This is a genomic window from Ferrimonas pelagia (assembly GCF_039543565.1).
GTDB classification, from domain to species: Bacteria; Pseudomonadota; Gammaproteobacteria; order Enterobacterales; family Shewanellaceae; genus Ferrimonas; species Ferrimonas pelagia.
Map to the genome: position 1 here is coordinate 47,889 of NZ_BAABJZ010000004.1, position 26,065 is coordinate 73,953.

Consider the following 26,065-nt stretch of genomic DNA (forward strand, 5'->3'; position numbering starts at 1 on the left):
GAGGCTGGCCGTGCAAACATTGTTAGAACAACTCGATCAAGGCCAGATCTGGACCTTCCCGGGCGGCATTCACCCGCCCGAGCGCAAAGATCTGTCCAACACACGTCCCATAGCGCGACTGCCGCTGCCACCTCGGCTGTTAGTGCCGGTTCGTCAGCACATTGGCGCAGCCGGCAACCTGTTGGTCGCGCGCGGCGACACCGTACTCAAAGGCCAAGCCCTCACCCAAGCCAGCGGCGCCATGGCCGTGCCAGTGCATGCACCGACGTCCGGGATCATCGGCGAGATCAGCCACCAGCCGATCGCCCACCCATCCGGCCTCAGCGAACTCTGCATCGAGATCCTGACCGACGGTGAAGATCATTGGCGACCGCGCAACGCCCGCACCAGCATCCAAGCGCTGGGCAAAGAGGAGTTGCATGAGCTGATCCGCAACGCCGGGATCGCCGGCTTAGGCGGCGCGACGTTCCCGTCTGCCGTCAAACTCAGCACCCAGGCCAACATCGACGTGCTGTTGATCAACGGCGCCGAATGCGAGCCCTACATCAGCTCCGATGACCGGCTGATGCGCGAACATGCCGACGAGATCCTGCAAGGGATCGATATCCTGATCCACATGTTGGCCCCGAAGCGCGTGCTCATCGCCATCGAAAACAACAAACCCGAAGCGATCAGTGCCTTCGAGCGCGCCCTCGCCCAAAGCCACCTGGATCCCAAACGGATCGCGGTACGGGAGATCCCCACCAAGTACCCCTCCGGCTCTGAGAAGCAATTGATCCAGATCCTGACCGGAAAGGAAGTGCCACGCGGCAAGCTTCCAGCTGATCTGGGCCTGTTGATGCACAACGTCGGAACCTGCTACGCCATCAAGCGTGCGGTATTCGACGATGAGCCGCTGATCGAGCGCGTGATCACCGTTACCGGCGAACAAGCCGGTAACGCGGGCAACTACTGGATCCGCCTCGGCACCCCGATCCGCTGGCTGCTCGAGCAAACCGCCACACTGGCACTCAAGGGCCAACCGCTGATCATGGGCGGTCCGATGATGGGCTTTGCCCTGCCCAACATCGATGCGCCCGTGGTCAAAGCCACCAACTGTCTGCTCGCCCCCTCTCTGTCCGAGTTGCCAGCGCAACCTGCGCCGCGTAACTGCATCCGTTGTGGCGAATGCGCCCAGGTGTGTCCACAACAACTGTTACCGCAGCAACTGTACTGGCACAGCCAAGCCGGCGAGCACGACAAAGCACAAGAGCTCAACCTGTTTGATTGCATCGAATGCGGCGCCTGCGCCTTCGTTTGCCCATCCGATATCCCCTTGGTCGAGCACTATCGCATCGCCAAGTCGGAGCTGAAGCAGCAAGCCGCTGCGGCGGCAAAGGCCGAACAAGCCAAGATCCGCTTCGATGCACGCCAGGCGCGACTGGAAAAAGAGAAGCAGGAGCGGGAAAGCCGTCACAAGCGAGCCTCCGCCCTCAAACCCGCCGCGCAAAGTGCCGGTGTCGCCGCCGCCATCGCCAAGCTCAAAGCACAAAAAGAGGGGGCTCCCGCCCTCAAGCCAGCGCCGTCGGACAACGTCGATATGGCCGAGCTGCGCAGACAACGCAAAGCACAAGCCCGTGCCGCCAAAGCTGCGGAGCAGGGTAACCTAGCGACACCCGCCAGCTCAGACACTGCCAAGCCTGCCGACGGCGGTCGCAAGGACGCCGTCGCCGCTGCGATCGCCCGCGCCAAGGCCAAACAAGCCCAGACGCCGGAGCCAATAGAGCAAGCCAGCGCTGCGCCATCGTCAGCCGACTCGGATCCGCGCAAGGCCGCCATTGCCGCCGCCGTCGCGCGGGCCAAAGCCAAACAAGGCCAAGGCACAGGTGTCGATGCAGCAAGTACAGCCGCGAAACAGCCAGCGCCCGCAGATCCACGCAAAGCGGCCATCGCAGCCGCCGTCGCGCGGGCCAAGGCCAAGCAAGCGGCGGATCGCACCGAGCCAAACGCGCAGGTGAATGCGCGCCAAAGCGAGGCGCAAACCGCATCCACACCGCCGATCCAAGACAAGCGCAAAGCCGCCGTCGCGGCTGCGATCGCCAAGGCCAAGGCCAAACAAACCGCCGAGGTGAGTGACAACCAACCGATCACGCACGCTGAGCCTAAACCAGCAGCCGCTGCTGCGCCCGAGCAAGACAAGCGCAAAGCCGCGGTGGCGGCTGCGATCGCCAAGGCTAAGGCCAAACAAGCCGCGGCGCGCAGTGAGACTGCCGCTACCGACGCTGCTGAGACGAAGGCCAAGGTGAGTGACAACCAACCGATCACGCACGCTGAGCCCGAACCAGCTGTCGCGCCCGAGCAAGACAAGCGCAAAGCCGCGGTGGCGGCTGCCATCGCCAAAGCTAAGGCCAAACAAGCCGCGGCGCGCAGTGAGACAGGCGCTAACGGCGCTGCTGAGGCACAGGCTAAGGTGAGCGACAACCAACCGGCTTCGCACGCTGAGGCCGAACCAGCTGCCGCGCCCGAGCAAGACAAACGCAAAGCCGCGGTGGCGGCTGCGATCGCTAAGGCCAAAGCCAAACAAGCCGCTGCGGCGAATGACCACCAACCGGCAGCACAGGCTGAGGCCGAACCCGCTGTCGCGCCCGAGCAAGACAAACGCAAAGCCGCGGTGGCGGCCGCGATAGCTAAGGCCAAAGCCAAACAAGCCGCCGCGGCGAGTGATCGCCGACCGCCTTCGCACGCTGAGCCCGAACCAGCTGCCACGCCCGAGCAGGACAAGCGCAAAGCTGCGGTTTCGGCCGCCATCGCCAAAGCCAAGGCCAAACAAGCCGCGGCACGCAGTGAGACTGGCGCTAACGACGCAGCTGAGACACAGGCTAAGGTGAGTGACCGCCAACCGGCTTCGCACGCTGAGCCCGAACCAGCTATCGCGCCCGAGCAAGACAAACGCAAAGCCGCGGTGGCTGCCGCCATCGCCAAAGCCAAGGCCAAACAAGCCGCGGCCCGCGCTGCCAAAGACAGCGCTCAATCAGATGAAGAGAACCAATAATGGCGTTTAAGATCGCTTCCTCGCCCCATATGCAGGCCCGGACTCCAACCTCCAGGGTGATGCAACTGGTGGCACTCTGTACCCTGCCCGGCCTCATCGCCCAGTGGTATTTCTTTGGCTGGGGCAATGGCGTGCAGATCCTGCTCGCCGTCGCCACCGCCATGGCAGCCGAAGCCGCCTGTGTGGCCGCTCGTGGTCGCTCGGTCAAGGCCGCCCTGTCCGATAACTCCGCACTGGTCACCGGCCTGTTGCTGGGGATCTGCCTGCCACCGCTCGCCCCCTGGTACATCCCTGTGCTGGGCAGCTTGTTTGCCATCGTTCTGGTCAAGCAGCTCTATGGGGGGATCGGCCAGAACCTGTTTAACCCGGCCATGGCCGCCTACGTCACCCTGCTGATCTCCTTTCCAGCCCAGATGACGCAATGGCTGCCGCCGCAAACACTGGCGGCCAACATTCTTGGCCTCAGCGACACCGTCGCCGTTATCTTTGCCGGTCTGGATGCCGTGGGCACCAGCTATGATGCGCTGCGCCTCGGCATCGATGGCAGCACCATGGCCACCCCGCTGGACACGCTAAAAACGGATCTCACCCTGGGCTACACCGCCACGGAAAGCCTGCAAAAGCCGATCTTTGGCTCACTGGGCGGGGAAGGCTGGCTTTGGGTCAACCTTGCCTTTTTGCTCGGTGGTTTGGCCCTGCTTAAGTTGAAGGTGATCCGCTGGCAGATCCCCGCCGCCATGCTTGCCGCCTTGGGCCTGTGCGCCTTACTGGGCTTCCTACTCCACCCGGACGGCACCGGCAGCGTCAGCCTGCACCTGCTCTCCGGTGCCACCATGTTTGGTGCCTTCTTTATTGCCACCGATCCCGTTACCGCGGCCACCTCCAACTGGGGGCGCTTGGTGTTCGGCGCCTTGATCGGCGTGCTGATCTACCTGATCCGCAGCTTCGGCGGTTACCCAGACGCCATCGCCTTCGCCGTGATGCTAGCCAACCTGAGCGTACCTTTGATCGACTACTACACCCGTCCACGTACCTATGGACACCGGAGCTAACATGATCGCCTCAATGAAAAAGAACGGTCTGTTGTTGGCCCTGTTTGGCTTTGCCTCCGCCGGCTTGGTCTCGCTCACCTATGAAGGCACCAAGGATCAGATCGCCGAACAGCAAAAGCGTCAGTTGATCGCCAATCTGCAGGAGATCCTGCCCGCCGATCTCTACGACAATGAGCCCCACAACGATTGTCGCTTGCTTACCAGCGAACAATACCTAGGCACAAGCTCGCCCCAACAGGCCTTCCTTGCCAGCCACAGCGGCGAGCCGGTCGCCATCGCTATCGAGACCACCGCGCCGGACGGCTACAACGGCGACATCCACATCATCGTTGGGATCAACTGGTCCGGCAAGCTGCTCGGTGTGCGAACCCTAAGCCATAACGAAACCCCGGGGTTGGGCGATCTGATCGACACCCGCCGCTCCGACTGGGTTCACGCCTTTACCGGTTACCGCTTAGAATCGGATAAAGACAAACGCTTCGGGGTCAAACGCGATGGCGGCGATTTTGATCAGTTCACCGGCGCCACTATCACCCCCCGTGCCTACGTTGGCGCGGTGAAAAACACCCTGATCTACTTTAATCAGAACAAAGACAGCTTGCTGCTGGCCCCTCGGTGTCAGGGCGAGATAGGAGATCAACAATGAGCCAGTACCGCGACATCGTCTGGCAGTCCCTGTGGAAGAACAACCCGGGGATCGTCCAATTACTGGGCCTGTGCCCCCTGTTGGCCGTCACCAACACCCTGACCAACGCCATGGGCCTCGGCTTTGCCACCCTGCTGGTGTTGGTCGGCTCCAACATCTTGGTCTCCTTGCTGCGTAAGGGCATTCCAGCTGAGATCCGCATTCCCGTGTACGTCATGATCATCGCCTCATTGGTGACCTGCGTGCAGCTGCTGGTCAATGCCTACGCCTACGGCCTGTACCTGAGCCTGGGGATCTTCCTGCCCTTGATCGTCACCAACTGCGTGATCATCGGTCGCGCCGAAGCCTTCGCCTCAAAAAATCCCGTTGGCCTCGCCGCCTGGGATGGCCTGATGATGGGCATCGGCTTCACCTTGGTCTTAATGATCCTCGGTGGTGCCCGCGAGCTCATCGGCCAAGGCACGCTGTTTGATGGGGCTGATCTGCTGTTAGGCGACTGGGCCAGCGTCCTGCGCATTCAATTCTTCGAGCTGCAAAGCCCCTTCCTGCTGGCGCTGTTGCCACCGGGGGCCTTTATCGGCATGGGCCTGCTCATCGCCTTGAAGAACGCATTGGACAGCAAGATCGAGGCACGCTTTGCGCCAAAAAAGGCGGCAGAAGCCGCCGTAGAGCGCGTTCGCGTCACCCAGTAACACGCAACAAACTGGCCGGGAGCACACCGCTCCCGGCCAGATCAACAAGACGCACCAGCCAAGTGCCGCGATACCACCACTGATAACGGACGTCAGATGAACAAAGACAAACGTCGCCTCATTCTTGAGCGCTTACGGGACAACAATCCTCAGCCGGAAACCGAGCTGGAGTTCTCCAGTCCCTACGAATTGCTGGTTGCCGTTGCCCTATCGGCCCAAGCCACCGATGTCTCCGTCAACAAAGCCACTCGCAAACTGTTTCCGGTAGCCAGTACGCCGCAGGCGATGCTCGAGCTGGGCGTTGATGGCATCAAGGAGTACATCAAGACCATCGGCCTGTATAACACCAAAGCCGAGAACGTCATCAAAGCCGCCCGAATGCTGGTGGAGCTGCACGGTGGCGAAGTGCCGGAAGACCGCGCCGCGATGGAGAAACTGCCCGGCGTCGGCCGTAAAACCGCCAACGTCGTGCTCAACACCGCCTTCGGCTGGCCCACCATCGCCGTCGACACCCACATCTTCCGCGTATCCAATCGCACCAAGTTTGCCATCGGCAAGAACGTCGATCAGGTCGAGGAGAAACTGCTCAAAGTGGTCCCCGCCGAGTTCAAGGTCGATGTGCATCACTGGTTGATCCTACACGGCCGGTACACCTGCCTGGCGCGCAAACCGCGCTGTGGCTCGTGTCTAATTGAAGATTTGTGTGAGTTTAAAGAGAAAGTCTACCCGGACGAATGAGTGGGTTTTGAGTTAAACAAACAAGCGCCAGCTCATCCGAGCTGGCGCTTGTTGTTACGAACTGATGCTATCGCTACCGGCGTTCAGATCACGCTTTTTCGACGATAAAACAATAATCCTGGCAGCGCTAAGCCCAGTGCCAGTCCGCCGGTAATAAAGAAGGCTTTAAGTAAGTTATCCACCAATACGGTAAACAGTTCGGTGCTGAAACCACGCTGATTCAGCTCCACCAGCGCGATCATCGATTTGAAGGCGAACACACCGGGCACCATAGGGATCACCGCCGCTACCGTGAACACCTTCGGGTGTGCCAACAGTCGCTTGGACCAGTAGATCCCCAAAAAGCCGACGGTCGATGCCGCCATAAAGCTGGCCAGCTCAATGGATATGCCCTGCTGCAATGCGCTAAAGCGCACCATCATGCCCAGGCCACCGGCCACCGCGCAGTACTTAAGCGCTTTTGCCGGCACATTAAACACCAATGCAAACCCCACCGCTGGGATCATCGCCAACGCGCCCTGCTCCAACAAGGCCATCAAAAATCGTACGATTGTCGCTAGATCAGCCATGGCCACACCTGAAATATGTTCATCGCCAGTATGATCCCCAGACAGGTTGAGAGGGTCAGCAGTGACGCCATCACCCATCGGGCCAACCCCATGTTGATGTGCCCTTTCACCATGTCGGATACGGCATTGATAAGTGGAAAGCCCGGTACCAACATCAACACCGATGAGGCCATCGCCAGGAAGGGCTCATTGCCGATGTCAAACAAGATGGCCTGAGCCGAGACCGCCGTGGTCACAAAGGCGGTGGCACCAAAATTGAGCAGGGGGTTGAAGTGGCGGTGGGCGATCTCCTGGCGCACAAACATGCCGCAGCAGGAAGCGAGAAAGGTCAGCAAAAACACCGCCAGATCCCCCCCCGCTAGCCGGCTGAACGCGGCACAAGAGAGGCCGATCACCACCAGCACCAGCCAGCGGTTATACCGCTCCGGTGTCAGGGCGTCGAGTTTGGTCTTGACGCCTTGCCGGTCCAGGACCCCCCGCTCAGCCATGATGCAGATATGCTGGATGTCGGTCACCACACGCATATTAATGCCTCTATCGGGACACTGGCGTGCGGTGGTGATGCAGTGGTCGTTCTCGATAGTGGTCAACACCATGGCATTGGCGGACAAGGACAGCTCAACCTGAGCCATTCCCAAGGCGTAAGCCAAGCGCCGGGTGATGTCGGCGACCAAGGTGCTTTCGGCGCCATGTTGCAACAACATCTGCCCCGCCAGCACGCAGATCCGGGAGACGTCCCGTTGATTTTGATTGTCGTCCATTGCCCAAGGGTTTGGCAGATCACAGTTGGGCGCGGATCCTACCATGCGCGCTATCGCAAAGGCGTTAGCGGATCCCGGAATTAGGTTACTGATCAAACAAATTGCAGGACAAACACGAGTAATTTTACTCCAGCACCACGCCGCGACAGCGATTGGCCTTGTGTCTCAATCGCGACCAAGCGGATTATTGATGACACCCTCTGCTGCGATACAAAAAGCATATTCGCTATTATCGAGCAATCACTTAGGCTGGTTTAGCATTACATTTTTGCGATAATTGCCTGTTAAAGCAGCACAAAACCCTATATTAACCCAACCGACTCACAATCACTCACGGCAGTGTGATTGACATCACTTCGCGTGGATGTTTGAATGCCTCTGTCCCTAATTCGTAGCCGTCCAGATGGATGCTACCTCGGGGCCAGAAGAGGAGCGCTAACCAGGCAGTTTGCTTTAGGTGTCCAAACACCAAAGAGAGCAAATGAGGGGGATTGGCGCCGAGATAGGTGAACGCTTTGGAGCGTGTATCTGTCGGTTGTTGAGGCTGAATCCTCGCAATTGTCACCTTTGGTGGAGAGCTTCTGGTCTTTGCGATACCCCTAAGAGCTGAGACATCGTCTTATCTCTTCTCCGCAAATACCAAGCTCTCCGAACTTAATTAAGAATGATAAGTTCGAGAGAGACTCATGTCCGTTCTAGCGCAAGACCCTATCGCACTCGCTCCTGAGGTGCCCTTCTCCGTCGCCAAGTTCGGCGGCACCAGTGTCGCCGATTTCGCCGCGATGCAGCGCTGTGCCGAGCTGGTTGCCAGCCGACCGCAGGTTCGCGTGGTGGTGGTTAGTGCCAGTGCCGGTGTCACCAATGCGCTGGTTGCCTTGTGCCAACAACCGGCGCCTGCCGAGCGAACTGAGCAGTTGGAGATCATTCATCGGATCCAACACGCGATCTGCGAGCCCTTAGCCGAGCCGGAGATCACCACCCAGATCGATACCTGGCTGCATGAACTCGGCACGCTGTGCGCCATGGGCCCGCAAGCGGGCGTGGCCGCCTGGAAAGATCTGGTCCTCGCCTTCGGAGAGCGCTTCTCCTCCTTGCTGTTTAGCCGCATTTTGGACCGTCAGATCCGCAGTCGCTGCTTCGACGTTCGCCAAGTGCTGCGCACTGACGGCAACAACGGCAAGGCGCTGCCAGATCAAGGGGCGATCCGCACGCTGGCGCAACAACATCTGCTGCCGCTGTTGGCTGAAAACGTCGTCGTCACCCAAGGCTTCGTCGGCAGTGACAGTAACGGCAATACCACCACCCTTGGCCGCGGCGGTTCGGACTACAGCGCCGCCTTGCTGGCAGCGGGTTTATCGGCAACCGAGGTGGAGATCTGGACCGACGTACCGGGCATTTTCACCACCGATCCTCGCCTGTGCCCAGAGGCCCGCGCCATCAGTGAGATCAGCTTTAGCGAAGCCGCCGAGCTAGCCACCTTTGGTGCCAAAGTCCTGCACCCGGCCACGCTGATCCCGGCCGTCGCCAACGACATCGCCGTGTTTGTCGGCTCCAGCCGAGCGCCTGAGCTTGGTGGCACCCATATCCGTCCCACCGCCGAGCATCGCCCCATGGTGCGCGCCGTCGCACTGCGCCGCCAGCAAACCCTGGTGACCGTGCACAGCATGAACATGCTGCACGCCACCGGCTTCCTGGCCGAGGTGTTTGCCATCTTGGCGCGTCATCAGATCAGCGTCGATCTGGTCACCACCTCCGAGGTGAGCATCGCTTTGACCTTGGATGAAGCGGGCAGTGCCGCCAACGGCCACGCCTTACTGACCGAAGAAGTCTTAGCGGAGCTTCGCAGCCTGAGCCGGGTCGAGGTTGAGCGGGATCTGGCGCTGGTGGCCATCATCGGCAACGAGATCCACAACCGGCCGACCGTCACCGAGCACGCCTTCGCCACCATTGCGCCCCACAACGTGCGGATGATCTGTCAGGGCGCCAGCCCCCACAACCTCTGTGTTCTGGTGGCAGAAAGCGAAGCCAATCAGGTGATCCAACAAGTTCATCAACACTTTATCGAAGCCGACGCCTAACCCGCGTCTGCCCTTTTTACCCGAATAAAAACCAAGAATTAGAAATAGGAAACTCACATGTCTGAAGCCATCGCGATCCCAACCTGGCAGCAACTGCTGGATCAACTCGAATCCGGTCAACTGCGCGCCGCCTATCAAGACGAAAACGGCGATTGGCATGCCAACACCGACGTCAAAAAAGGCATCCTGTCGGTCTTCCCTGCGGGCGAGATGGTCAGCTTTGATGCGGATTACCCAGGCTCCGTCGACAAGCATAATCTACCGCCACGCCGCTTCACCGTGGCCGATGGCGTGCGTCAAGTACCGGGTGGCTGTGCCGTGCGCCGCGGCGCCTACGTCGCTTCCGGTGTGGTGATCATGCCACCGGCCTACATCAACATCGGCGCTTATGTGGACAGCGGCACCATGGTCGACAGCCATGTGCTGGTCGGCTCCTGCGCGCAAATTGGCAAAAACGTGCACCTGTCGGCCGCCGTCCAGATCGGCGGCGTACTCGAGCCGGTTGGTCAAGCCCCGGTCATCGTCGAAGATGACGCCTTTATCGGTGCCGGTTGTGTGCTGGTTGAGGGCGTGATCGTCAAAAAAGGCGCGGTATTGGCTCCGGGCGTATTCCTGTCCGCCTCCGTGCCGGTCTACGACATGGTCAATGAGCGTCAACTGGACAAAGGCGAACCTATCCCAGAAAACGCGGTCGTTGTACCGGGCTCCCGTCCCGCCAGCAATGAATGGGGCCGTCAGATGGGGCTGACCATCCAGTGCCCTATCATCATCAAGTACCGCGATGAGAGCTCCGATGCGTCTCTGGTGCTGGAAGAGGCGCTGCGCTAAATGACGGTCTGCCACGAACACTATCACGCCCTGCATGCGGACATGCGCCTGGCACTGGACGCCTGCGCTCATCAGCTGGATCACTCGTTCTACGCGTACGATCTGGACGGCCTGGATAGCCACTTAGCCACCTTGAAGCAAGCCCAAGCCAAGCTGTGGTTTGCGGTGAAGGCCAATCCGGTGTCAGCGGTGATCCAATCGCTTGCCGCTCAGGGCTTTGGTTTTGACGTGGCCAGTCCCGGCGAGCTCAATCAAGTGCTGGCTCAGGGCGTCAGTCCAGATCGGATCCTCAATACCGGTCCTGTGAAAACCCCCGCCATGCTGCGCGAGTTTTTGCAAAAAGGCGTGCGGATCTTCGTGCTGGAGAGTCATCAACAGGTGCACGATCTCGAAGCCGAAGCCAAACGCCTCGATCTGTCCGTCGACGTCCTACTGCGGGTACAACTGCCCTGGCCCAAGAGTGACGACGGCAGCATCAACGTGCTGGGCGGCAGCGATCCCACGCCATTTGGCCTCACGCCAGAGCAGTGGTTGCCGACGGAGATCCAGTTCAGCGAGCGCCTGCAACTGCGCGGGGTGCACTGCTTCCAGTGGGGCAACATCCTCGACGCCGACGAGTTGATCGCCAACTGGCAGGGCGCCATGCCCCGACTCGCGGCCCTGCTGGACGCCTGGCAGATCGCTGAGCCGGTGGTCGATCTCGGCGGCGGCTTGGGCATTCCCTATACCGGCCAAAGTGACGTCATCGACTGGCAGCAAGTTTGCACCGCGCTTGCGCAACTCAAGCAACAATACAACCTGGGCGAGTGTTGGATGGAGCTGGGCCGCTACGCCGTTGGCCCCTACGGCTACTACGTCAGCCGCGTGGCCGACGTAAAGCAAAACCAAGGTGTCACCTTCGTGGTGATCGAAGGCGGCAGTCAGCACGCACTGCGCCCTGCCCTGACCAATCAGGCATTCCCGGTCCAGCCATTGCACGCATCGGAGGCGGCACCACTGCCGGTACAGATCCACGGCTCGCTGTGTACCGGGCTGGATTGTCTGGGCAAGCTCAGCCTACCGGGCGATGTAAAGCGTGATGACTGGCTGGTGTTCTCCCAAGCCGGCGCCTATGGCTTTACCGAAAGCATGCCATTTTTCCTCTGTCACTCGCTGCCTGCAGAAGTGACACTGCGGGGCGCCGAGCTCACCGTGGTTCGCCCGGCTGCACCCGCCGCCAGCTATTTGGCTTAAGCAAGAGAGTCAGCGAATGAGCGCATTACACATCGAACGCAGCAACCTGAAGATCGGCGAACACCCCACCGGCTTGCCGCTGGAGGTGCCGGTGATCACCCTGACCGGCCCAGCGGACGGACCGACGGTGTATATCCAAGCCAATATCCACGGCGCCGAGATCCAAGGTAACGCGGTGATCCATCACCTGCTGGAAGCCTTCAAAGCCAATCCACCCGCAGGCAAGATCACCTTAGTGCCGTTGGCCAACCCCATCGGTATTAACCACAAAAACGGCGAGTTCACCTTGGGCCGGTTTGATCCGGTCACCGGCGTCAACTGGAACCGGCAGTACCATTTCGACGGCGCTTTGCTCGATGGCTTTGTGGCCGAACTCACCGAGGCCAGCGATGAGGCGATCCGCCAGCAGTTCCGCGCGCAATTGCGTGCGCAGATAAACCAGCGGCTCGACAACCCTTGGGGCCTGACCGTGGGCCAAAACCTGTGCCTGCGTCTGCAGCGCATGGCGGTGGAAGCGGACATCGTGCTGGATCTGCACACCGGGCCGGTATCCGCCCGCCACCTGTACGTGCCTAGCTACACCCGCGAGCGCGCACGCCACTTCAATATTCCACTGAATATCCTGATGCCGAGCGATTTTGACGGCGCCTTGGATGAGGCCTGTTTCAGCCCCTGGTGGCAGTTGTCCGAGCGCTTTGCCGCGCAAGGGCGTGCGCTGCCGGTAATGGTGGATGCCTTCACCTTGGAGCTGGGCTCACAGGAGTGGCTCAATGTGGAAGACGCCAAACAGGACGCCGCCGGTATTCTCAATTACCTACAGCACCAAGGCCTGTGGTCGCATTGCGCCGACCCTTTGCCCTATACGCTGACACTGCAAACCCAGTACGCCTGCGAGCTGAGCGACTACAAAGCCCTCTACAGCCCTAGCGGCGGTCAGGTGGAGTTCCTCGCGCCCCTGTGTGAGCCAGTACCGGCCGGACAGCCGCTGGCACGACTGTGGCACTTCAACCAGCTTGGCCTGACGCCGGACAACGGCTTATACCAAGCCCTCGCCCTACCCTGTAACGCCATTCCCGTGTTGCACTTTGCCTCCGCCAGCGTGCAGCAGGGCACCGAGCTGTATAAGGTGCTCACCAACACCTTCGCGCTGTAAACCGAAAAGGACGCCACGGCGTCCTTTTTAGCCGCGAAGTAAGCCTAATCCGCCATAGGGTCGCGCATTGAAATGCGATCCGTCTTTTCCCTGATATCGCTTGGCAGCATCTGTTCAGCGCCGTGTGCTAAGCAACGCGTTTGCTGCCCGACCCCAGACAATAATGCCCATAACCGAACGGCAGTTTGTGCCTAAGGGCGATTGTCGAGCGTAGGGCGGTATTAGCCGCGAAGCGGGCGTGATCCACCATGAGGTGGCGCATTGAAATGCAGTCCGTCTTTTCCTTGAAATCGTATGGCACCATATTTTCAGCACCATGCGCTGAACAACACGCTAATACTGCCCTACCCCGGGCAATGACGCCCATCAGCGAGCGGCAGCTTACGCCCCATTCCAGCCCTTTAGTAGTTGCTAATGTACGAGAAAGAAACTTCGCTTCCTCAATCCCAGTTCGAGGTTGAGCCGACTACTATGGTTGTTTTGATTCGCGAGAGCCTTTGGGTACTCTTAATCTTGTGCTCAGGAGGGTCATGATGCCGGTCATAATCCCTACGGAGAGGGAGCCGCTATAGCCATTCTCGATAAAGATTGGCTTGATGATCTCAGCGAATAGTACGCAAGGTGCTATCAATATTCCGACCCATTTAAAGCTCACATACGCTTCGATTGGGTTGGAGCATTTAGGGCATCGTTTGGGCTCCCAGAACTTAAAATTATTGATAGCCTTGGAGAACAAACCAACTTGCGCCGAGCAGTGTGGACACTTCACGCGTTACATCCCTTGTAGAAACAATCTAACGCCAGTCCAAGTACACCATGCTGTTCGTACACTTGGCCTGGACACTAGCTACTGATACTTCAAGCCAACATAATCCAGCCTAGCTACGAAGCGGTCAATCGGAGACAAAGTCGAGAGCCATCAAGAGCAACTCCACCAAAGGCGTAATCCATCAGCCAAGCGGAATTGGCTGAGATCGCCCCGGAGCGGCCGTTGAGCAGAACCATTGCAGAATCCTTTAGTTGCCTGTGATTGTGCATGGCTTGCGTACATTTTTTACATTCAGCTCGGGTTTGAATTTAGAAATTAATAATTCTTCAAGAGGCTTGCTGGCTGGCATTTCCAGCTCTTCACCACATGGTAGCTTCAGATATCCTATAGGTTTTGCAAACCAGATAGACACAAGGATGTCATCCTCGAGTAGCCGTGTAATTTCTTTTTTCATTCTGTTATCCGTGTCAGTTTCGAGAGTGTTTCCATATCGATATCCTTGGAATCTAGAACTTATCCCTGCGGAGGTCTCTCCAAAGTAGATTATCGTTTCGTTAGCCACGATGGCATAAACAACGTCACGAATGCAGCTTACATCTTCGTGCAAGTGGAACTGAATCCCATGCATATGGGACAAGTGCTTTGTTGACTTGTGATTGCTCAGATGCCAATGGCCCACTTTACGTAACCCGTAACTAACAAGCTCTTTCATATTTGCGTAGACTCCAATTCAATTTCTCTTAGCGCCAGTGAACTACAGAAACAACTTTCCGCTGAATCCCCTTTACCAGTAGTTAGCAGATGGCTTCTGCCGCCCCTTTGGAGTCACGCGATCCGAGTTGCGAGCAGTTCAGCGGGGCAATGATCGCGTGCGGCGCAAGCGACCGCCAGTGACTCTAGACGCCCCACAGCGGCCGTTCAACAAGAAGCGAACATACTTTTCATTTTTTCGATCCTTTTATGTATTGAACCCAGCGTTTGGCTGTAGCCAGTTAATATTTTGATCAAGCATGCCAATGGCTGTTCTCTTGTGCCAAGAAGCTATCAAGACGTTGCTGGAGTTCGCTGAAATTATCGCAATCTGACACATTCAACAGGCTATTGATCCTTTTCAGTCGCCGGGTGGAAATCCGCTCTCTCAGTTTTGTTTCCTGAGTGCTTGAAGCGAATCGTAGCAAGCTCTGTAATCCAACAGAGAGAGGGTAAACCACGTTGATATATGGAAGACCATTGGGGTGAAAGTTCACCGGCTCTATCTCATTCGTGGGAATGGTGGCAGAAAAATTTCTGACCGCCAGCAGGTGACTAATTTGCTGAATAAGGGTCAGCCAGCCATGTCGCTGAACCGTACCTTCTGTCACAATTACTTCAATAGTGCTCGGGCCTCGCAACTGAGCCATCAAATAGGGTTTGTGACAGTCGACCAGACTAATGAACAGGTCTAACTTGTAAATTTCAGCAACCTTCTTAAGTTGCTTAAGGGCATTTCGCTGATCCTTATCGTGGCACTGAGATGGTTCATGTAAGGATTTTGCAGCGTAGGGGGCAAGCTTCTGCATGCTCGATGCGTGCTGAGTGGCATCCTTTTGCTTAGCTTTATAGGCTTTACGTTTTAAGTGATAGGCGCTTTGGTAAGTGAGATAGAACCAGATAGCTAAGCCGTACAGTATGAGCTCAATCCAATGAGAGCCTGAAAGCGATAAGCTTGCAATATCGCTAAAGAGCGTATAACTCCACCACCCCATAACAATAAGAAAGATTGTATGTTTCTTCACTATAGACAGCATGTGAGACTCCTTCTTCACGGCATGATTTACATTGTACGAATAATCATCGGGAATAGTAATACCTAATATGCAAGAGTCCGATTCACCTTGGTAGGGTACTTTGCAGAAGAGATCTTTGAGCCGGCAAATGGCCGGATCTGGCCACGAAGCGAGCCGTGGCACTTAGTCCTCAGCAAGCCCGGATGAGACAGGCCATCACGGGCAGTGATCGCCCCATTACAGCCATTCATTAACTCAAGAAGTTACGCCTCTAGTGGGAGGGTGGGCTTAGCGAGCTCCTGCACACAGTGCGCATTACTGATTAGCTTTTATGTTTCTACCAGTAGTTTTGGGCCAATACACCTAATGCGCCGAACAGCAAAAATGCGATTAAGTCCCAGATTCTATACGCTTTAGCTTCTTTAAAGATTTCAAATTTAAGCACTGCATATGAACAATCCTTTGGAGGATACAGCTCAATATTCAATGTTGTAACGGCACCAGGAGCCATTGGCGCATCATCTTTTAAGTCTGCATCTTCACCAATTTTTTTCCCATTGGTATCGAAGTAATACAAGTTGGCAATCACCATATCGAAGTTATATTTTGCCACTGACTTAAAAGTAACCTGCAGTATCTCAATCTCATGAGGAGTTCCGTCCTCATCCTCTTCAGCAATCGACTTTACGATTTCATCAATGATTTCGATGTCGTCTGTCAGCTTTCGCGCTCGAATTAAATTAAGCAAAACTCAGTCCTTGGAAACATAGCAGCGGAGTAGGATCTCCATTCGCGATGGTTTTGATAACCAACAAGTCGCACTAGCAACAATAAAGCGCCACCACTATGGCCACATTTGCATTTTAAATCAATGCCTTATATTCATTCTAACTCTGTGCACCAGGCAAACTGAGAAGTCACCCGGCGAAAGTGCATCGAGCCTTCGAATGGCTGCTTTTGGCGCCATTGCTGTCTATCAGAAGCACGCCCTCCCTAGCTTTTCTTGCCCCATACCGCGCGCCCTTCCATCCTTCTTGTCGCTATCGACCCGTTCCCGCCAAGCTATAACACTTAAGCAGAAAATGTGTAGACCGTGGAATGAGACACTTACTTGAGAGTCGGTCGGCGCTCGTGTCGGCCACCAAGTCGACCGCGGACTTCTCTAACACAACACAGCTCACCCACAAGACTGCTCACTCACAACGCGTGCTGTCCGAACAAGCGCGTGGCGCACGGCTCGATGGCTTTGCCCTCAACGCCTCCTCGAACGGTCGCCGCGCTCGACGCTACCCAATCGCCGCCAGCAGCGTCGGGATCGCCTGAGGAAACGCCATGCACAGCGTGGTCAACAGTAGGCCAATCAGGAAACTGGCGGCGAGGATCTTGCTGGTCTGTCCTAAGTTGGTGAGATTCGCTATCACTGCTCTCATCGTTCTTCATCCCTAAAGGCTTGATATAGCTTCATCAATTGCTCTGGTGAAATGCCCAGTAACTGGGCTTCATGAAACAGGCGGGGAAGCCGGTTTTCGATAAAGCTGGCCTGCTTCATTGCGCAGACGCGGGCCTTTCCTTCCGGGCTGACAAAGTACCCCACCCCTCTTCGATTGAAGATCACCCCTTGCTCCTGCAGGTGGGCATAGGCGCGCATCACCGTATTGGGGTTAACCTGCACCTCAGCCGCCATCTCCCTGATCGATGGGATCCGCTTGCCCTCCTGCCAGGCGCCGGTAAGGATCTGCTCCTGCATCCTATCGGCGATCTGCAGATAGATGGCGCTGGGACTGTCAAAGGCGCTCATAGGTCGAGCTCCTTAAATCTCAGGTAGGACAGGCCCCAGAAGTAGAGACTGTAAAGTAGGATGACAACCGGCTGCACCCGCTGCCATGCGTCTTGGTGGGCAAAAACCACCAACGGATGCTGAGCACCCAGCACCACTCCGCCTGTTGGCTTCATACCCAAGAGCACCTCAAAGCCCGAGGTGTGCATGAAGTCACGCAAGTGCCATTGACCGCCAAATATCGTCAAGATCTGATACCCCAGCAGCATCCACAACAGCGGTACCATCAGCATGGCCGCGAGGGACTTGATCACCGGTGACTTATCAAAATACACCAGACCAAAAAACAGGATGGGATGCAGAGCCCAGTAGGTTTTCAGCGATGCCCACACCGACGGCTCGAGCGGATTGAATATCGCCAAGGCCGTACGACTGCCAAACCAAGACAACGCCAGTGCCGCCAGCACGCTGGCCAGCCAGAACCAGGCAAACAGCAACAGCGGCATGGCCAGGGCACTGACGATCCATTGGCTCAGCCACTTTTCGGCCTGACTGGCGGGCAGCGTATGCCAGCGCAATGCCTGCAGTGGGTTGCGGTACTCATTAAAGAAGTGACGCGCCCAGAACCCCATGCTGCCCAATAACAGCAAACCATACAGGGACGTAGGCTGATAAAACTCGGACTTACTGAGCCAACCCAGTCCAATCAAGACCACGGCCAACACCCCGATATGCAACAACCAGCTTGGCCAGACCACGGCGAACGAGCCCGTGTGCTTTGCTCGGATCAACGATGAAATTCGGTACAGGTTCATTACGCGGCCTCCGGCTCGAGCTCGACCATCATGCCGGTGAAGTTGTGGTGAAACGCATTAAACAGCAGCTCCAGATCGATCTCGCACGGTGGCGTCCCCCGCGCAGGCACCAGGGCATGGCAGAGCCCGGCTCGGCTCTCATGGTAAAGGCTGTGCTCAGGCGCTTGTGGCCCAATGCTCTGCGCCACGCTCTTGGGCAGCTCCCACAGATCAAACCAATGCACGCCACCGTGTGCTAACAGCAGCAGCGCATCGACACTGGCGTCGATGTCTTTGATCTGATGGGTGGCGATCAAAACGGTCTGCTCGTCATCCAGATGGCGGGCGATCCAATCGCGCAACACCGCTTTGGCCGGAATATCCAGGCCGTTGGTCGGCTCATCCAGTAGCAGCAATCGACAACCGCTGGACAGGGCAAAGGCCAGATAAAACTTCTTGCACTGCCCCAGAGAGAGTTCCGTTAGCGTATTGCTGGGATCCACCTCAAAACGGGTCAGCAATTGTGCGCATCGTTCGGCGTCAAAACCGGGATAAAAGAGACCAAAGCGATCGAGATAGCGCTGACCGGAGATAGGCGGCAGCTCAAGCTGATCCGGCACGAAGAACAGCTGTTGGTAGAGCTGCGGTGAGCGCTGCCGGGGGATCTCATCGAGCACCCTCAGGTTGCCTGACTTTGGCGTCAACGCTCCGGCCAACAACTTAAGCAGGGTGGATTTGCCCTGGCCATTGGCGCCCAACAATGCGACGCAACGGCCGGTGGGGATGGTTAATGACACGTTTTGGAACAGCGGTGCTTGAGCACCGTAGCCGAATCCGAGCTGGCTCAGTGTGATCATCCTTGCACCCCTAGTGTATTAGTCACCTAGAACACTATAACAAAGATATCTGACGTACAACAAAAATGGCGTTTTTGCCGAGCCTTCCCCCGGCTCAACAACCGGATCCCAAACGGACCCGCTTCACTCTGCTCAATGGTCACCTTGCCGGCTCGGCACCGGCGCAACGCCGATCAGGCTCATCAACCCTACGTGCGCTCCCTTTTCGACGGCGAAAAGGCCAAGTTGCTGGCATTTCTATGAGTTGCGTGTATAACTCTGTGCCTTCACGGTCGCATTGCTGGTTCGACAGCGGGCGAGATCACCACCTACGCTTTATCCGTGCCGTTTCCAGAAGGCTTCGCATCGCAAGCCTTGTGAAAAAAGCATCCCGCGCCCCGCCGGCTTCGTGCGGCAGAGACGCGCAAGACATCAAGGACACTCCATGATCAACAACGATATCCTCACCGCCGTTCGCGACATTCTCCAGTACGATCTGACCCAGATGGTCGACGTCTGCGCGCAGGCAGAGCAAGACGTCTCACCGGAAGTGATGGAAAACTGGCTGCGCAAGAATGGCGATCCTAAATACCTCAAACTCAGCGATCCCGAGCTGGCCACCTTCCTCAATGGCCTGATCAATGCACTGCGCGGCAAAAAAGAGGGCGCGCAGCCGGCGCCGGAGCAGAGCCTGAGCAACAATGCGGCATTTATGAAGCTGCGGATCGCCTTTGAACTGCACGCCGACGACGTACTGGAAGCGTTGGAGCTGGGCGGCGTGACGCTGAGCAAGCATGAGCTCAGTTCCTTCTTCCGCAAACCCGATAACAAGCATTTCCGCGATTGCAACGACGCGACCCTGCAGGCCTTTCTGGCGGGCGTTGCCGAGCAGCGTAACCCCGCGGAATAGCGATCAAAAAAGAGTGCTACTGGCACTCTTTCCCTTTCTGCTGAGCCCATCATCGGCCGCTCAGCGGTGCTGGGCCATCCAAGCCAGCCATTCCTGCCATAATGGCTGAGACTTGGCCTCATTGAAGAAGCCAAAGTGGCCGATGCCTCCCAACTGCTCCAATCGCTCGCCACTGATGATCCGTGATTCTTGGAATGCATTGGTATAGCGATCCGCCAGATCCAACACCGCCGACGGCGGCGCATAGGTATCATCGGCAAACCCCAGATTCAACAGCGGCATGGTCAGCCGTTCATAACCCACCAATGCCGGATGATCATCCGCAAACAGGTAGTCCCGCTGTCGACCCCAACGCGCCCATTGGCGAATAATGCCGGACGGCATATCCTGCTTGGACAGCCCCAGCGTTCGGGCCGGAAACTTTTTCCCCAGCGACAGCAGCGGCAAAAACAGATGCCAGTTCAGCCACATCTTTAATCCAGACAAGAGACCGATGCTGTTGTAGTGCTTCCAGTACGGGACGGAAGCCCCGACCAAGGTCACCGTCTGAAACGCGGTGGCCCCCGGCACCATGCCCAACAGCTGGCCACCACAACTGTGGCCGATGTAATGCAGGGGAAGCCCCTCGGCTTTACGCTGCAACGCCTTAAGTGCCGCGGGCAGATCCTGCTCCGCCCAGCACGCCATCTGCACCCGATCATCCCGCTGACCGGCGATCCGCGACTCACCGACGCCGCGATAGTCGAAACTCAGGACCAAAAATCCCTGCCCGGCCAGGTAGCGAGCAAAATCATGATAGAACCCCCGGGCCACGCCCAGTGCCGCCCCAATCAAGATCGCCGCTTTCGGCTTTCCCTCTGGCTGATGCCAGCTGGCAATTAGGGGTTGGTGATCGGCGCAGATCAAACGCTCACTGTGGCTTTTCAATTTCGGCTCCTGGGTGTTGTCACGCTGTCACGTGGCTTAATGTTGCCCTAAGGCGACCAGATGATCTCGACAATACAGTAACCCTGAAGCAAGCTCAGTGGAAATCACGCGAGTTAACACTCAATTCCGCGATCTTATCCGAGAGATCCTGCAATCGGCCCGCAACGACGTGGATCACCTCCCCCTCTTTTTCAACAATGCCCCGGACTTTAAGCAGCTTGGCGGTCAGATACGGCTGACGCTGCGCCCGGGCCGTATCGGCCCACACCACCAGGTTGGCGTTGCCAGTTTCATCCTCCAGCGTGATGAAGGTGACCCCAGAGGCGGTGCCCGGCCGCTGCCGCCCCACCACCAGTCCCGCCAGCTGAATAAGCTGACCATGACGGCACTCGGGCAGCTGCGCCGCCGTCAGGCAGCCCGCCAACTCGCCCTGCTCGCGCAGCAGGCTCAACGGATGACGGCCCAGGCTCAAGCCGATCTGACGATAGTCATGCAGTATGCTTTCGCCTTCACTGGGTGCGGCCAGCGCCACCTCGGTCGATGCCTGCAGCTCGGCAAACAGCGGCAGTTGCTCCGCCTCCCCGGCAAGCAACCAGCGGGCCTGATGCCGATGGCCCGCCACACCAACCAGCGCATCCGATCCCGCCAATGCCTCCAGCGCCCCTTTATCCAATCCGGTCAATTGCACCAGTTGATGCACATCGCTAAAGCCCCCCTGCGGACGCACCGCAAGCAGCTGTTTGGCCGCCGCTTGCGACAGGCTTTTCACCAGACGAAAGCCCAGCCGCAGCGCCATCTGGCCGTCGTGTGCTTCGATCTGATGGTCCCATTCGCTGCGCTGCACATCCACCGGCAACACACGCCCGCCATGGCGCTGCAGATCCTGCACCAGCTGCGACGGGGTATAAAATCCCATCGGCTGGCTGTTGAGCAGTGCGCAAGTAAAGGCCACAGGATAGTGGTATTTCAGGTACGCCGATACGTACGCCAGCAAAGCAAAACTGGCGGAGTGGGACTCGGGAAAACCGTACTCACCGAAACCGCGAATTTGCCGGAAGATCTGATCGGCAAACGCGGCGCTGTAACCCCGCTCAGCCATGCCGTTTTTCAGCTTGCGCTCAAATTGGTCCAGCTCACCGTGGCGTTTCCAGCTGGCCATGGCCCGGCGCAGCTGATCCGCCTCACCACCGGAAAATCCCGCCGCCACCATCGCCAGTTTGATCACCTGCTCCTGGAAGATAGGCACGCCTAAAGTTCGCGCCAAAACGGCTTTGACCGCCTCACTGGGATAACTGACCGCCTCCTGACCGTTACGCCGCTTCAGGTAGGGGTGGACCATATCGCCCTGAATGGGGCCTGGCCGGACGATGGCAATTTGCACCACCAGATCGTAGTAGCAGCGTGGGCGCAGCCGGGGCAGCATGTTGCTCTGCGCCCGGGACTCAATTTGAAACACGCCGATGCTGTCGGCCTGACACAGCATGTTGTACACCTCAGGTTGCTCCCACTGCACCTCGCTCATCCCCAGCGGTGGCGTTAACGCATCCTTGGCGGTGTTCCATTGGTTGATCAGATCGAAGCAGCGGCGAATGGCACTGAGCATGCCCAGTGCCAGGATATCCACCTTGAGCAGCCCCAGGGCTTCCAAATCATCCTTGTCCCACTGGATCACGGTGCGATCGGCCATCGCCGCATTCTCCACCGGCACCAGCTCATACAAAGAGCCAGAGGCGATGACAAAGCCACCGACGTGCTGGGACAGGTGACGGGGAAAGCCCAGCAGTTGCTCGACTAAAGGGATCAAAAACTGACCGGCCCCGGCCCCGTCATGGGTGCTGCCCGCCTCGGCCACCCCCAGCTGGGTGAGTTGATCCTGCCAGCGCAGGGTTTTATCGCGCCGATCGGTGCCGCGGATCAGATGCTCCACATAAGCGTCATCCAATCCCAGCACCTTGCCCACATCTCGCAGCGCACTCTTAAAGCGGTAGCTGATCACCGTCGCCGCCAGCGCGGCGCGCTCGCGGCCATATTTGCCGTAGATGTATTGGATCACCTCCTCCCGGCGCTGATGCTCAAAGTCCACATCGATGTCCGGCGGCTCATTACGCTCCTTCGATAAAAAGCGCTCAAACAGCAGGTTCACCTTGGTGGGATCCACTTCGGTGATCCCCAGGCAGTAACACACCACGGAGTTGGCCGCCGAGCCGCGCCCCTGAAACAAAATGCGCTGGGCCCGGGCAAACTGGACGATGTCGTAGATGGTCAGGAAGAAGTAGTGATACTGCAGCTCATCCACCAGCTGCAGCTCTTTGTCGATCTGCGCCTGCACCTTGTCCGGCACGCTCCGGCCGAAGCGCCAGTGCGCGCCTTTGCTCACCTCCCGGCGCAAGTAGTCACTCGCGTCCATCCCCTTGGGGACCAGCTCGGCCGGGTATTCGTAGCGCAGCTCATCCAGCGAAAATTGACAGCGCGCCGCCACCGCCACCGTTTGCGCCAGCCACTGGGGCTGGTAGCGTTTTTGCAGCAGGGATAAGGATCTGAGATAGGCTTCCGCGTTGGCGGCCAGCCGCTCGCCCGCCTGCTCCAGCGTACAGCCCTGGCGAATGCCATCGAGCACATCCAGCAGCGGCTTGCGCTCGCGGCAATGCATCCGCACCTGCCCCGCCGCCACCAACGGAATGTCCTGCTGTGAGGCCAACTGCTGCAGGGCCATCAGCCGATCGCCCTCGCCCGGCGCCAGGATCCGCTCCAGCAGCAGATAGAGCCGGTCCTGCCACTGCGCCTTGAGCGTCTGGGCCAAGATCGCGCCCTGTTGCGGCTGGCCCGGTGCCCACAACATTAGGCAGTCGGAAAACGCCGCCCCGCTCAGATCGCGCCAATCCAAGCGATAGTGCCCTTTGTCGCAGCGGCGCCGCGCGGTGGTGATCAAGCGGCAGATCTGACCGTACCCGGTTCGGCTTTGCGCCAGTAAGATCACCATATGGCCATCCGCCGAGTCACGGACGGTCTGCGCTTGCTCAACGGGACTCGCTTCGTCGTTGGCCGCCGCGGGGCCGGGCAGGACAAAGCTGCTGCCGATAATTAACTGCAGATCATGCCGCTTGGCCGCTTGATGGGCCTTCACCACGCCGGCCATCGAGCACTCATCGGTGATCGCCAGCGCTTGATAGCCGAGCTCGGCGGCCCGGGCCACCAGTTCATCCGGGTGCGACGCGCTGTAGAGAAAGCTGTAGTTGCTGTGACAGTGCAGCTCGGCGTACGCCACTTGGGATGGCTTGCGATCCTCAGAACCAGCCATGCAAAAACCAACCGTCGCTGCTGTGAAACAGCCAGCACAAACGCCCCTGTGGGCACTGTGCCTGGAAATAGTCGCGGGCAATGGCGCCCGCCTGCCACCAGCCGGATTCGATCCGCTCCGGCCCGCGCAGCAGCTGATAATCCGTCCGGCTCACTGGCTGCGGCTGAGTCAATAACCAACAGGGTCGCTGCAGCGTCGTGATCACGCTCTGGCGACTGTCCTGCCCCTGCCCCGGTGCGACCACGCGGCTGGCGTACTCCGGCCGGTGCTCGCCCACCGCCTGCAGGCCATGGATGCGCTCCTCCCCCAGCCGGGCCGCCAGCTGAGCCAGCAAGTCCTGCGCCTGACCGTCCGGCGCCCCGCCGGCAAACAGCCGCTCGCTGTGCACTTGCTGCGGCTGCAACCGCTCGCCCACCAACTCCAGCTCCATCACCGGTTCAAACAACACCAACCGCTCCAGCTTCAACTGACACAGGGCCATCCAGGCCTCGCTGCGATGCTCGTTGCCCGCCCCGCGCAGACTCACCACCGTGGTGGGGCGGTGACGATGGTGCAGCAGAATGTCGAGCTGAGGCAACGCCAGCTGACGTCGCCGCAGCAGATCGCCCAGCTCGGCAAACAGACGCTTGAGCGGAAACCGCAGCCCCTGCAGATGTTCGATCTCCTCGAGCAGCACCAGCTTGCGCCGATAATGCTTCGGCGGCTGAAAGTAGCCACGGGGATCCGGCCGCTCCCCCAGCAGTCGCTGCAGCCACAACAGCAGATCGGCGCCAGATCGGCGACCCAGCTCGGAGCGGGGCAACGCCATCAACTGCGCCAGGGTCTGAATGCCCATGCTGGCCAGGCGCGCCGCTTCCGGCCGCTGCAATTGGGCCAAACTCAGAGGGTGCAGCGCCGCTTGGGACAGAGCGGGATCCGCCGGGGCGATCTGCGCCAGCGCGGTACCATTCTGGGCCAGACACTGCGCCGCCAGCGGCGTCTGAGCCAACGCCCCCCGCCACGGCAAGCCGTGCCGAATCAGATCGGCCTTGAGCTGGGCCAGCCAGTTATCCAGGCCATCGAACAGGCGCAGCATGGAGCTAACTTCCAGTACCAGGGTGTCCGGCGCGACTAAGTGTACCTGGGCGCTGAAACCGTAGGCCCACTCCGCCAAGGTTTCTAAGGTGGCGCGATCTTCCCCATCGTCCCCCTGCAGCAGCACCAGTGCGTCACACAGCGCCGTGGCGGTCGCCAGTTTCTGGCCCACCGCCACCCCCTGCTGCGCCGCTTCATCATTGCACTGCAGTACTTTGAGCGGATGGCCGCCAAACAACGCAATGGGCTGGCCCGCCAGCTGTTGCCCGCGCGCCCTGTGGTGCAAACTCAAATCGACAAATTGCAGGCCGAGCAACATCACCAGGGCCCCTGCACCACACCGGCGGCTGAAGCACTCTTCTGAGGTAACGCCATCCCCGGTCGCGGTACGCGCTCAGGACGATGCGGCAGCGCCAGCGCCAGATCCGGCTGTGGCCAACCGCCGCGCTGCTTGATCAATTGCACCGTGCAGCCTTGGCTTTCGGGCACCAAGCCAAGACGCAGCGCCACCGCATGATGCTCCGCCAGCACCGACTCCGGCAGATGCAAAAACAGCAGACACTGGCCCTTTTGCGCCGCCAGCTGCAACCGCCGCGCTTCGCTGGCACTTAAGCTGTCCAGCCAGGCCAGAATGACGCTGCAGCGACCGGAATTGAGGCTGTGCTCCAGCGTCCAAAGCCGCTCCTTGCGACACTCGGCCTCCACCCAGACAAAACGGGCCAGATCGACGCCTGCCGCTGCCCACGCCGGGGCATGGGGCGGAGCCGGTGGGGCCACGCACAACTGCCAGCGTTCGCTGTCCTGATGTGCCGCCAGCACCGGCAACAGCAGATCGGTCAAGCCTAGAGAGACCGCGGCATCCACGTCATCAGCCATGCCCATGGTTTGCATCGGCCCCACCAGCTCCACCACGCCATGCTGCGGCCAGCCCTGTCCCGCCAGATGTTGATCCAACCTGGTAAAGCCGCTCGAAATGCTCTGATTGTCGTGTTGCCACTGCCGCCCGAGCCAAATGTCAGAGCGGGTGAGCAGGCCAGAAACGTTCGCTGTCATGATGAGAAGTGCCAATTTTATCGGTAACTGTACATTTATACAGTATAGCCGTAAATGGCCCGAATCAGGCAAGTGGATCC

At 58.7% G+C, this 26,065-nt stretch carries 23 protein-coding genes and 1 riboswitch; of the genes, 10 read left to right on the top strand and 13 right to left on the bottom strand.

The genetic code is table 11. From position 1 onward, the window contains the following. Window positions 1–10 precede the first annotated feature (10 nt). The 5 genes from rsxC (at window position 11) to nth (ending at window position 6,159) form a co-directional block, all read left to right on the top strand. Entirely contained in the window at window positions 11–3,031 is a 3,021-nt protein-coding gene (gene rsxC, locus ABEA08_RS01545) for an electron transport complex subunit RsxC (protein ID WP_345332554.1), read from the top strand. Further along, a complete protein-coding gene (rsxD, locus tag ABEA08_RS01550) occupies window positions 3,031–4,083 on the top strand; it encodes an electron transport complex subunit RsxD (protein ID WP_345332557.1) in 1,053 nt (350 codons plus the stop codon). Before rsxC ends, rsxD begins: the two co-directional genes overlap by 1 nt. 13 nt (window positions 4,084–4,096) lie before the next feature. Continuing rightward, window positions 4,097–4,729, top strand: a complete 633-nt coding sequence (rsxG, locus tag ABEA08_RS01555; protein ID WP_425557310.1) for an electron transport complex subunit RsxG — start codon at window positions 4,097–4,099, stop codon at window positions 4,727–4,729. After that, window positions 4,726–5,421 (top strand): electron transport complex subunit E, encoded by a 696-nt coding sequence (locus tag ABEA08_RS01560; protein WP_345332562.1) that lies wholly within the window; start codon window positions 4,726–4,728, stop codon window positions 5,419–5,421. The genes rsxG and ABEA08_RS01560 overlap by 4 nt, the downstream gene beginning before the upstream one ends. Window positions 5,422–5,517: 96 nt before the next feature. Further along, window positions 5,518–6,159 carry an endonuclease III gene (gene nth / locus ABEA08_RS01565; RefSeq protein ID WP_345332564.1) on the top strand — a complete coding sequence of 214 codons (642 nt, stop codon included), beginning with the start codon at window positions 5,518–5,520 and terminating at the stop codon, window positions 6,157–6,159. 83 nt (window positions 6,160–6,242) lie between these two features. On the opposite strand, the gene ABEA08_RS01570 is transcribed toward nth, so the two are convergent. Next, entirely contained in the window at window positions 6,243–6,728 is a 486-nt protein-coding gene (locus ABEA08_RS01570; protein ID WP_345332566.1) for a threonine/serine exporter family protein, read from the bottom strand. Continuing rightward, window positions 6,716–7,534, bottom strand: a complete 819-nt coding sequence (locus ABEA08_RS01575; protein WP_345332569.1) for a threonine/serine exporter family protein — start codon at window positions 7,532–7,534, stop codon at window positions 6,716–6,718. The genes ABEA08_RS01570 and ABEA08_RS01575 overlap by 13 nt, the downstream gene beginning before the upstream one ends. 372 nt (window positions 7,535–7,906) lie before the next feature. Next, window positions 7,907–8,078, top strand: a riboswitch (Lysine riboswitch). A 97-nt stretch (window positions 8,079–8,175) separates the two neighbouring features. Here ABEA08_RS01575 and lysC point away from each other — a divergent pair. The 4 genes from lysC to ABEA08_RS01595 are packed head-to-tail and all read left to right on the top strand — an operon-like array spanning window position 8,176 to window position 12,781. Beyond that, complete coding sequence (gene lysC, locus ABEA08_RS01580) at window positions 8,176–9,567, top strand: lysine-sensitive aspartokinase 3 (RefSeq protein ID WP_425557311.1); 1,392 nt, start codon at window positions 8,176–8,178, stop codon at window positions 9,565–9,567. A gap of 57 nt (window positions 9,568–9,624) precedes the next feature. Further along, entirely contained in the window at window positions 9,625–10,395 is a 771-nt protein-coding gene (locus ABEA08_RS01585; protein ID WP_345332571.1) for a 2,3,4,5-tetrahydropyridine-2,6-dicarboxylate N-succinyltransferase, read from the top strand. Beyond that, window positions 10,396–11,628: a PLP-dependent decarboxylase gene (locus ABEA08_RS01590; protein WP_345332574.1), complete on the top strand. Its 1,233-nt coding sequence runs from the start codon at window positions 10,396–10,398 to the stop codon at window positions 11,626–11,628. Window positions 11,629–11,644: 16 nt separating this feature from the next. After that, window positions 11,645–12,781 (top strand): M14 family metallopeptidase, encoded by a 1,137-nt coding sequence (locus ABEA08_RS01595; protein WP_345332576.1) that lies wholly within the window; start codon window positions 11,645–11,647, stop codon window positions 12,779–12,781. A gap of 1,016 nt (window positions 12,782–13,797) precedes the next feature. On the opposite strand, the gene ABEA08_RS01600 is transcribed toward ABEA08_RS01595, so the two are convergent. The 7 genes from ABEA08_RS01600 to ABEA08_RS01630 form a co-directional block, all read right to left on the bottom strand. After that, entirely contained in the window at window positions 13,798–14,004 is a 207-nt protein-coding gene (locus ABEA08_RS01600; protein ID WP_345332578.1) for a hypothetical protein, read from the bottom strand. A gap of 550 nt (window positions 14,005–14,554) precedes the next feature. After that, window positions 14,555–15,337: a hypothetical protein gene (locus ABEA08_RS01605; protein WP_345332581.1), complete on the bottom strand. Its 783-nt coding sequence runs from the start codon at window positions 15,335–15,337 to the stop codon at window positions 14,555–14,557. Window positions 15,338–15,653: 316 nt separating this feature from the next. Further along, window positions 15,654–16,064, bottom strand: a complete 411-nt coding sequence (locus ABEA08_RS01610) for a hypothetical protein (RefSeq protein ID WP_345332583.1) — start codon at window positions 16,062–16,064, stop codon at window positions 15,654–15,656. A gap of 538 nt (window positions 16,065–16,602) precedes the next feature. Beyond that, window positions 16,603–16,746 carry a DASH complex subunit DAM1 gene (locus ABEA08_RS01615; RefSeq protein WP_345332586.1) on the bottom strand — a complete coding sequence of 48 codons (144 nt, stop codon included), beginning with the start codon at window positions 16,744–16,746 and terminating at the stop codon, window positions 16,603–16,605. Next, window positions 16,743–17,114: a GntR family transcriptional regulator gene (locus ABEA08_RS01620; RefSeq protein WP_345332589.1), complete on the bottom strand. Its 372-nt coding sequence runs from the start codon at window positions 17,112–17,114 to the stop codon at window positions 16,743–16,745. Before ABEA08_RS01620 ends, ABEA08_RS01615 begins: the two co-directional genes overlap by 4 nt. Beyond that, window positions 17,111–17,908, bottom strand: a complete 798-nt coding sequence (locus ABEA08_RS01625) for a hypothetical protein (protein ID WP_345332591.1) — start codon at window positions 17,906–17,908, stop codon at window positions 17,111–17,113. The genes ABEA08_RS01620 and ABEA08_RS01625 overlap by 4 nt, the downstream gene beginning before the upstream one ends. Beyond that, complete coding sequence (locus ABEA08_RS01630) at window positions 17,908–18,744, bottom strand: ATP-binding cassette domain-containing protein (RefSeq protein ID WP_345332594.1); 837 nt, start codon at window positions 18,742–18,744, stop codon at window positions 17,908–17,910. The genes ABEA08_RS01625 and ABEA08_RS01630 overlap by 1 nt, the downstream gene beginning before the upstream one ends. 424 nt (window positions 18,745–19,168) lie before the next feature. Here ABEA08_RS01630 and ABEA08_RS01635 point away from each other — a divergent pair, with 424 nt between their 5' ends. After that, window positions 19,169–19,633, top strand: coding sequence for a YehS family protein (locus ABEA08_RS01635; protein WP_345332596.1), 465 nt, complete (start codon window positions 19,169–19,171; stop codon window positions 19,631–19,633). A gap of 60 nt (window positions 19,634–19,693) precedes the next feature. Here ABEA08_RS01635 and ABEA08_RS01640 read toward each other — a convergent pair whose 3' ends face one another. The 4 genes from ABEA08_RS01640 to imuA all read right to left on the bottom strand — a co-directional run bounded on the left by ABEA08_RS01640 (window position 19,694) and on the right by imuA (window position 25,985). After that, the gene (locus ABEA08_RS01640; protein ID WP_345332599.1) at window positions 19,694–20,560 is read right to left on the bottom strand and encodes an alpha/beta hydrolase family protein; all 867 of its coding nucleotides are present in this window, start codon (window positions 20,558–20,560) and stop codon (window positions 19,694–19,696) included. A 94-nt stretch (window positions 20,561–20,654) separates the two neighbouring features. Beyond that, window positions 20,655–23,858 carry an error-prone DNA polymerase gene (locus ABEA08_RS01645; RefSeq protein ID WP_345332602.1) on the bottom strand — a complete coding sequence of 1,068 codons (3,204 nt, stop codon included), beginning with the start codon at window positions 23,856–23,858 and terminating at the stop codon, window positions 20,655–20,657. Continuing rightward, window positions 23,845–25,251, bottom strand: coding sequence for a Y-family DNA polymerase (locus ABEA08_RS01650; RefSeq protein ID WP_345332659.1), 1,407 nt, complete (start codon window positions 25,249–25,251; stop codon window positions 23,845–23,847). Before ABEA08_RS01650 ends, ABEA08_RS01645 begins: the two co-directional genes overlap by 14 nt. Continuing rightward, on the bottom strand, window positions 25,251–25,985 hold the full coding sequence (gene imuA, locus ABEA08_RS01655) for a translesion DNA synthesis-associated protein ImuA (protein WP_345332605.1): 735 nt from the start codon (window positions 25,983–25,985) through the stop codon (window positions 25,251–25,253). The genes ABEA08_RS01650 and imuA overlap by 1 nt, the downstream gene beginning before the upstream one ends. Window positions 25,986–26,065 lie beyond the last annotated feature (80 nt).

Coding starts and splice junctions, on each gene's coding strand:
- ABEA08_RS01630 (WP_345332594.1), bottom strand. CDS start 18,744: ATGATCACACTGAGCCAGCTCGGATTCGGCTACGGTGCTCAAGCACCG.
- ABEA08_RS01635 (WP_345332596.1), top strand. CDS start 19,169: ATGATCAACAACGATATCCTCACCGCCGTTCGCGACATTCTCCAGTAC.
- lysC (WP_425557311.1), top strand. CDS start 8,176: ATGTCCGTTCTAGCGCAAGACCCTATCGCACTCGCTCCTGAGGTGCCC.
- ABEA08_RS01625 (WP_345332591.1), bottom strand. CDS start 17,908: ATGAACCTGTACCGAATTTCATCGTTGATCCGAGCAAAGCACACGGGC.
- ABEA08_RS01570 (WP_345332566.1), bottom strand. CDS start 6,728: ATGGCTGATCTAGCGACAATCGTACGATTTTTGATGGCCTTGTTGGAG.
- ABEA08_RS01605 (WP_345332581.1), bottom strand. CDS start 15,337: ATGCTGTCTATAGTGAAGAAACATACAATCTTTCTTATTGTTATGGGG.
- rsxD (WP_345332557.1), top strand. CDS start 3,031: ATGGCGTTTAAGATCGCTTCCTCGCCCCATATGCAGGCCCGGACTCCA.
- ABEA08_RS01650 (WP_345332659.1), bottom strand. CDS start 25,251: ATGTTGCTCGGCCTGCAATTTGTCGATTTGAGTTTGCACCACAGGGCG.
- ABEA08_RS01585 (WP_345332571.1), top strand. CDS start 9,625: ATGTCTGAAGCCATCGCGATCCCAACCTGGCAGCAACTGCTGGATCAA.
- imuA (WP_345332605.1), bottom strand. CDS start 25,985: ATGACAGCGAACGTTTCTGGCCTGCTCACCCGCTCTGACATTTGGCTC.
- ABEA08_RS01645 (WP_345332602.1), bottom strand. CDS start 23,858: ATGGCTGGTTCTGAGGATCGCAAGCCATCCCAAGTGGCGTACGCCGAG.
- ABEA08_RS01560 (WP_345332562.1), top strand. CDS start 4,726: ATGAGCCAGTACCGCGACATCGTCTGGCAGTCCCTGTGGAAGAACAAC.
- ABEA08_RS01575 (WP_345332569.1), bottom strand. CDS start 7,534: ATGGTAGGATCCGCGCCCAACTGTGATCTGCCAAACCCTTGGGCAATG.
- ABEA08_RS01595 (WP_345332576.1), top strand. CDS start 11,645: ATGAGCGCATTACACATCGAACGCAGCAACCTGAAGATCGGCGAACAC.
- ABEA08_RS01620 (WP_345332589.1), bottom strand. CDS start 17,114: ATGAGCGCCTTTGACAGTCCCAGCGCCATCTATCTGCAGATCGCCGAT.
- ABEA08_RS01590 (WP_345332574.1), top strand. CDS start 10,396: ATGACGGTCTGCCACGAACACTATCACGCCCTGCATGCGGACATGCGC.
- ABEA08_RS01615 (WP_345332586.1), bottom strand. CDS start 16,746: ATGAGAGCAGTGATAGCGAATCTCACCAACTTAGGACAGACCAGCAAG.
- nth (WP_345332564.1), top strand. CDS start 5,518: ATGAACAAAGACAAACGTCGCCTCATTCTTGAGCGCTTACGGGACAAC.
- rsxG (WP_425557310.1), top strand. CDS start 4,097: ATGAAAAAGAACGGTCTGTTGTTGGCCCTGTTTGGCTTTGCCTCCGCC.
- ABEA08_RS01600 (WP_345332578.1), bottom strand. CDS start 14,004: ATGAAAAAAGAAATTACACGGCTACTCGAGGATGACATCCTTGTGTCT.